The sequence below is a fragment of the Bacillus massiliglaciei genome (genome assembly GCF_900098925.1).
Classification (GTDB): domain Bacteria; phylum Bacillota; class Bacilli; order Bacillales; family DSM-1321; genus Peribacillus; species Peribacillus massiliglaciei.
Genome location: NZ_LT622346.1, coordinates 1 through 4,854, shown reverse-complemented (window position 1 = coordinate 4,854; position 4,854 = coordinate 1). Strand labels below are relative to the sequence as shown.

Below are 4,854 nucleotides of genomic sequence, written 5' to 3'. Positions count from 1 at the left end.
AATTTATGAGTTATTATAATGAAGAGCGTATCCAAGAAAAATTAGGCTACCACACACCAATAGAGTTTGGTGATATGGCAGCCTAAGAAGGTGTTTTATTACTGTCTCAAATGAATAGGTCAGTCTATTCTTAACGTTTTTTATATTCTTGATAAATCTCTTAATGACACAGAACATCATTAACTGGAAAGACAACAAATGCGGAGACAGCCACAGTTAAAAGCTAGTTTTAATGTTTTCGTAATTGCAGATTTATCAACGTGAGTTTTTATTCTCCTTATTTCGAAAAATATAATAGCCTTTACTTGGTTTTTAGCGAATTGACTTTTCCCGCGGTTTTCTAGAATTTATTTTCTCTGTATCTTGTACTTGAAAAAAATATCTGCTGCTACCATAGTTAACTTAAAGGAGGATGATTGTATGAAAGATATAAAGAACTGGATAAATGGCGCTCACGGGCATAAATTTGTTGCCTCTTTTAGCGGAGGAAAGGACAGTGTCCTAGCTCTATATAAGGCTTCTAAGATTGGCGAAGCAATAGGGTTAATCGTCATGCTTGAAGAAGAAGGGAAACGATCAAGATCCCATGGAATGCCGCCTGAACTCATTCGGGCCCAATCGGAGTCCATCGGATTACCCGTTTTCATGGCTGCTGCGAGCTGGAACGATTATGAAAAAGAATTTATCCAGCTTTTAGAATCAGCCAAAAGAAAAGGAGCAGAAGTGCTGGTGACTGGCGACTTGGAAATCCCTGCACAGGACAGCTGGAATGAAAAGGTAGCCGACCTTGCAGGATTGAAACTTGGAATGCCTTTATGGAAAAGGAATCATCGGGATACAGTCGAAGAATTCGTCAGGGAAGGATTTGTATCGATTGTTGTAACAGTAAATTTATCATTAGGAATGCGGGAAGAAGATTTAGGACGGATTTTAACCCTTGACTACATACAGGAGCTTGAAGACCGAGGAATTGACTCATGCGGAGAAGGCGGTGAGTTCCATACCACTGTCATTGACGGCCCTCTATTTACCTATCCCATTCCCATTCAAAAAGGAGCCATTATAAAGAATGGAGAGTATGCCTTTTTGCCTTTGGAGCTGAAATAATTAAAACAAATGGCTGAACTTTTTAATACCAATCTATGAAGAACGGATAACTGAATTCCGTTCTTATTTGTATGATGGCTTTAGTTTTCCCCTCTCCCTTTTTTGAACTCAAAGTTCCAGGATTCCCGTCACGTTTATACCATACCTTACCGTTCTCTTCGATTTTCTTTTGGTAACCATCAAAATATATCTCGAATCCGACATTCTTATCATCACTGTCTGGAGCTGAAAACACATTTTCTTTATTATAATAATCATACAGCTCTGCCCTGCTTAAATCACTCTCGACTTCTATGTATGAAACAACTGTCGGATATCCTCCATTTCCGGAAGGTCCTCCACCGAATAAAACTCCATAGTCAAAATTCTTATCAACCATCTTCGTTTCTTTAGGCAAAGGATAATGATAAAGTTCGGAAGCAAAACTTTTAGCATACATATATTTTTGTCCAAATAAAACATATAAGACGAATCCGACAGCAAACCAAGGCAGAACAGGAAGAGTTATGATCAGAAGCCTTTTCTTTTTAGTTAACATTTTCCCTCCTGATAGGACATCTATTATAATAAATTTCTGAGGCAGGCGGGATTTTCCGTCTGTATTTTACTGGAAATTCGTGAGGTTACCCAACTGCCCCTCTGCCTCAAAATGCCTAATAACATAAATCTTCTTCAATGAAATCAATCCAATCTCTTATGTAAATACAATAGAATTTCTATATAGGAGGTATCAAAAATAACTTCTCGTACATTTAATTCTTAACATCAACTTTTAAAATATCAGATGGATTACCTTCTAGAACGATCTTACGATTTATTATATTTCTTTAACTATTACTATTTGCCATACTTTATTGATTATAATTTACCAAATGTTTATCAGAATTTGGATTTAGAATTCTATAAAGATAATAAAAAACGTTCCTTACTAATGTAAGAAACGTTAACTTAACACTTTTTCACTCTATAAAAGATACCGGTGGTCGGGGTCGAACCGACACTCCAGAAGGAACACGATTTTGAGTCGTGCGCGTCTGCCAATTCCGCCACACCGGCATGTTTAAGAACATTATATATATTATACCGGTAAGAGTTTTTTGTCAATATATTTCTATTTAGTCTCTTTGATCAATACTGATAATTTGCTCTGCTGCTTAAAGATGGTATTAGCCTTCAACATAAGAAAACGCCTCTATACATAGGGAGGCATTTTCTATTTAACTATATGCCGGCACTAGAGCTTAAACCCCTATGCTTAAATTAAACTTAAGCGTTTTGTTACGGATAACGACATTCTCGAGCTAGCTTTTCTGGCCTATTTATCTCTGTATTTACCTTCCACGAAATCTTGTATTTCGTGTTTCTTGTCGCCGTCCAACGTATATGACACACCGTATGTCTTACCCTTCCCGTCGTGGTTTAACGCAATATCAAGATCATGCAACAATTGTTTCGCATATTTGAACGCTTGTTTTGCTTCCGGTTTCATTGACTTCCATTCGTTCATTTTGCTAATGTCTTCCCGCTCCGAACCGTCACCGTCTTTTACAGATGTCCGAAATAGCTGAATGCACCAAGCGAATTCAAGTTTTCAATATCTTTCTTGGAAATATATTCATTTTTATCATAATATACAATATTACTAAATACCTTCGACTTCAAGTAAATGTCGTATCCTTCGTCAAGTCCTGCCCCTTCGCCCGTTGCTTTCTTATCCAAAGATTCAAGGGTTTCCGAGACATATGTAGACAATGTAGGCTGCAGACCTGCTGCTTCTAACGCTTCCGGCGTGTTTCCGTCATTAAACGGAGTGTCATCCTCTTTGATGTCGTCAGGATTTAGGAGTTGCGAATCATTGTTCTCGGCTTCGGCATTCGTTTCTTCTTTTGTGCCGAACGTTTTATTTAAACCGTAAGCCGAAACTAATAAACCGCCGACAATGATGATTGCCGATAATATTTTCAATTTCATTTATGTCGTCTCCTTTGAAATAAATTCCTTTTCAACCCTATCAGCGGCTTGAATGATTGTCAACATACTAACAAAATAGGAAGGCTTAGGCCTATTACTCTTTTTTAAAAAAACTCCAAACTGTTATAGAATCGTATTCTATCATTTGCAAGACTTTATATCCGGCGATAAATCGTGGATCATTTATTAAATAAACTGCAGCTTCTTCAAAATCCCTATACAATACTTTATTAACTCTAAAAAAGCCGAAAATACAAAAAGAAACGGTTTTCCCAAAAAGGAAAACCGTTTCAAATCGACCTGTGATACCGGTGGCCGGGGTCGAACCGGCACTCCGTGAGGAACACGATTTTGAGTCGTGCGCGTCTGCCAATTCCGCCACACCGGCATAAATAATGGAGGCGGCAACCGGATTCGAACCGGTGGATAAAGGTTTTGCAGACCTTGGCCTTACCACTTGGCTATGCCGCCGTTATTCTGGAGCGGAAGACGGGATTCGAACCCGCGACCCCAACCTTGGCAAGGTTGTATTCTACCACTGAACTACTTCCGCAAAAATGGCTGGGCTAGAAGGATTCGAACCTTCGCATGACGGAATCAAAATCCGCTGCCTTACCGCTTGGCTATAGCCCATTAATGACTGTTTTTAACTTGCTCAATATTCATTTGAAATGGGGCGACTGATGGGAATCGAACCCACGAATGTCGGAACCACAATCCGATGCGTTAACCACTTCGCCACAATCGCCGTAATAAAATGGCAGGGGTAGTAGGAATCGAACCCACACTGAAGGTTTTGGAGACCTTAGTTCTACCTTTAAACTATACCCCTGTAAGATGGTGGAGGGGGGCAGATTCGAACTGCCGAACCCGAAGGAGCGGATTTACAGTCCGCCGCGTTTAGCCACTTCGCTACCCCTCCACGCGTATGAGTGTTACATGGTGCCGGCAAGAGGACTTGAACCCCCAACCTACTGATTACAAGTCAGTTGCTCTACCAGTTGAGCTACACCGGCTTAAATGGTGGCTCAGGACGGAATCGAACCGCCGACACAAGGATTTTCAGTCCTTTGCTCTACCGACTGAGCTACTGAGCCTTCATAAAATGGCGGTCCCGACGGGAATCGAACCCGCGATCTCCTGCGTGACAGGCAGGCATGTTAACCGCTACACCACGGGACCTTAGATTGCGGGGGCAGGATTTGAACCTGCGACCTTCGGGTTATGAGCCCGACGAGCTACCGGACTGCTCCACCCCGCGACGGTAATAATGTTGCTGTTTAACTTAAATTTCAAATGGTGGAGGATGACGGGATCGAACCGCCGACCCTCTGCTTGTAAGGCAGATGCTCTCCCAGCTGAGCTAATCCTCCAAATATGTATTATGGTGACCCCTACGGGATTCGAACCCGTGTTACCGCCGTGAAAGGGCGGTGTCTTAACCGCTTGACCAAGGGGCCTAAATCGATATGGCGGAGAGCAAGGGATTTGAACCCTTGAGACAGGGTTTACCCGTCTACACGATTTCCAATCGTGCTCCTTCGGCCACTCGGACAGCTCTCCATATATGGCTCCGCAGGTAGGATTCGAACCTACGACCGCTCGGTTAACAGCCGAGTGCTCTACCACTGAGCTACTGCGGAATAATGACAGCTTGGCAGCGTCCTACTCTCACAGGGGGAAACCCCCAACTACCATCGGCGCTGAAGAGCTTAACTTCCGTGTTCGGAATGGGAACGGGTGTGACCTCTTCGCTATCGCCACCAAACTATTAAT

General features: G+C 42.0%; 5 protein-coding genes, 16 tRNA genes and 1 rRNA gene. 2 read left to right on the top strand and 20 right to left on the bottom strand.

Going from position 1 to position 4,854, the window contains the following annotated elements:
- Window positions 1-5: 5 nt before the first annotated feature.
- A complete protein-coding gene (locus BQ4305_RS22145; RefSeq protein ID WP_407640126.1) occupies window positions 6-86 on the top strand; it encodes an IS3 family transposase in 81 nt (26 codons plus the stop codon).
- Window positions 87-420: 334 nt separating this feature from the next.
- Window positions 421-1,107: a Dph6-related ATP pyrophosphatase gene (locus BQ4305_RS01340; protein WP_110926129.1), complete on the top strand. Its 687-nt coding sequence runs from the start codon at window positions 421-423 to the stop codon at window positions 1,105-1,107.
- 22 nt (window positions 1,108-1,129) lie between these two features.
- Here BQ4305_RS01340 and BQ4305_RS01335 read toward each other — a convergent pair whose 3' ends face one another.
- The 20 genes from BQ4305_RS01335 to rrf form a co-directional block, all read right to left on the bottom strand.
- Window positions 1,130-1,645: a hypothetical protein gene (locus tag BQ4305_RS01335; RefSeq protein WP_110926128.1), complete on the bottom strand. Its 516-nt coding sequence runs from the start codon at window positions 1,643-1,645 to the stop codon at window positions 1,130-1,132.
- Between the two features lie 436 nt (window positions 1,646-2,081).
- Window positions 2,082-2,163: transfer RNA gene (locus BQ4305_RS01330), tRNA-Leu, on the bottom strand.
- A 259-nt stretch (window positions 2,164-2,422) separates the two neighbouring features.
- The gene (locus BQ4305_RS01325; protein WP_110926127.1) at window positions 2,423-2,614 is read right to left on the bottom strand and encodes a hypothetical protein; all 192 of its coding nucleotides are present in this window, start codon (window positions 2,612-2,614) and stop codon (window positions 2,423-2,425) included.
- 38 nt (window positions 2,615-2,652) lie between these two features.
- On the bottom strand, window positions 2,653-3,078 hold the full coding sequence (locus tag BQ4305_RS01320; RefSeq protein WP_110926126.1) for a hypothetical protein: 426 nt from the start codon (window positions 3,076-3,078) through the stop codon (window positions 2,653-2,655).
- Between the two features lie 306 nt (window positions 3,079-3,384).
- Window positions 3,385-3,466 (bottom strand) — tRNA-Leu (locus tag BQ4305_RS01315).
- 8 nt (window positions 3,467-3,474) lie between these two features.
- Window positions 3,475-3,549, bottom strand: a tRNA-Cys gene (locus BQ4305_RS01310).
- Window positions 3,550-3,556: 7 nt separating this feature from the next.
- Window positions 3,557-3,631: transfer RNA gene (locus tag BQ4305_RS01305), tRNA-Gly, on the bottom strand.
- A gap of 5 nt (window positions 3,632-3,636) precedes the next feature.
- Window positions 3,637-3,711, bottom strand: a tRNA-Gln gene (locus BQ4305_RS01300).
- Window positions 3,712-3,750: 39 nt separating this feature from the next.
- Window positions 3,751-3,826: transfer RNA gene (locus BQ4305_RS01295), tRNA-His, on the bottom strand.
- A 10-nt stretch (window positions 3,827-3,836) separates the two neighbouring features.
- A tRNA-Trp gene (locus BQ4305_RS01290) sits at window positions 3,837-3,910 on the bottom strand.
- A 6-nt stretch (window positions 3,911-3,916) separates the two neighbouring features.
- Window positions 3,917-4,000, bottom strand: a tRNA-Tyr gene (locus tag BQ4305_RS01285).
- 18 nt (window positions 4,001-4,018) lie between these two features.
- Window positions 4,019-4,094, bottom strand: a tRNA-Thr gene (locus BQ4305_RS01280).
- Window positions 4,095-4,099: 5 nt separating this feature from the next.
- A tRNA-Phe gene (locus BQ4305_RS01275) sits at window positions 4,100-4,175 on the bottom strand.
- A 9-nt stretch (window positions 4,176-4,184) separates the two neighbouring features.
- Window positions 4,185-4,260 (bottom strand) — tRNA-Asp (locus BQ4305_RS01270).
- 5 nt (window positions 4,261-4,265) lie between these two features.
- Window positions 4,266-4,339, bottom strand: a tRNA-Met gene (locus BQ4305_RS01265).
- Between the two features lie 36 nt (window positions 4,340-4,375).
- A tRNA-Val gene (locus BQ4305_RS01260) sits at window positions 4,376-4,451 on the bottom strand.
- A gap of 12 nt (window positions 4,452-4,463) precedes the next feature.
- Window positions 4,464-4,538, bottom strand: a tRNA-Glu gene (locus BQ4305_RS01255).
- Window positions 4,539-4,548: 10 nt separating this feature from the next.
- Window positions 4,549-4,641 (bottom strand) — tRNA-Ser (locus BQ4305_RS01250).
- A gap of 5 nt (window positions 4,642-4,646) precedes the next feature.
- A tRNA-Asn gene (locus BQ4305_RS01245) sits at window positions 4,647-4,721 on the bottom strand.
- A gap of 9 nt (window positions 4,722-4,730) precedes the next feature.
- A 5S ribosomal RNA gene (rrf, locus tag BQ4305_RS01240) occupies window positions 4,731-4,846 on the bottom strand.
- Window positions 4,847-4,854 lie beyond the last annotated feature (8 nt).

What these genes read in the sequence shown, in the direction of transcription:
- BQ4305_RS22145 (WP_407640126.1), top strand. Translation starts at nt 6, where the DNA reads ATGAGTTATTATAATGAAGAGCGTATCCAAGAAAAATTAGGCTACCAC.
- BQ4305_RS01340 (WP_110926129.1), top strand. Translation starts at nt 421, where the DNA reads ATGAAAGATATAAAGAACTGGATAAATGGCGCTCACGGGCATAAATTT.
- BQ4305_RS01335 (WP_110926128.1), bottom strand. Translation starts at nt 1,645, where the DNA reads ATGTTAACTAAAAAGAAAAGGCTTCTGATCATAACTCTTCCTGTTCTG.
- BQ4305_RS01325 (WP_110926127.1), bottom strand. Translation starts at nt 2,614, where the DNA reads ATGAACGAATGGAAGTCAATGAAACCGGAAGCAAAACAAGCGTTCAAA.
- BQ4305_RS01320 (WP_110926126.1), bottom strand. Translation starts at nt 3,078, where the DNA reads ATGAAATTGAAAATATTATCGGCAATCATCATTGTCGGCGGTTTATTA.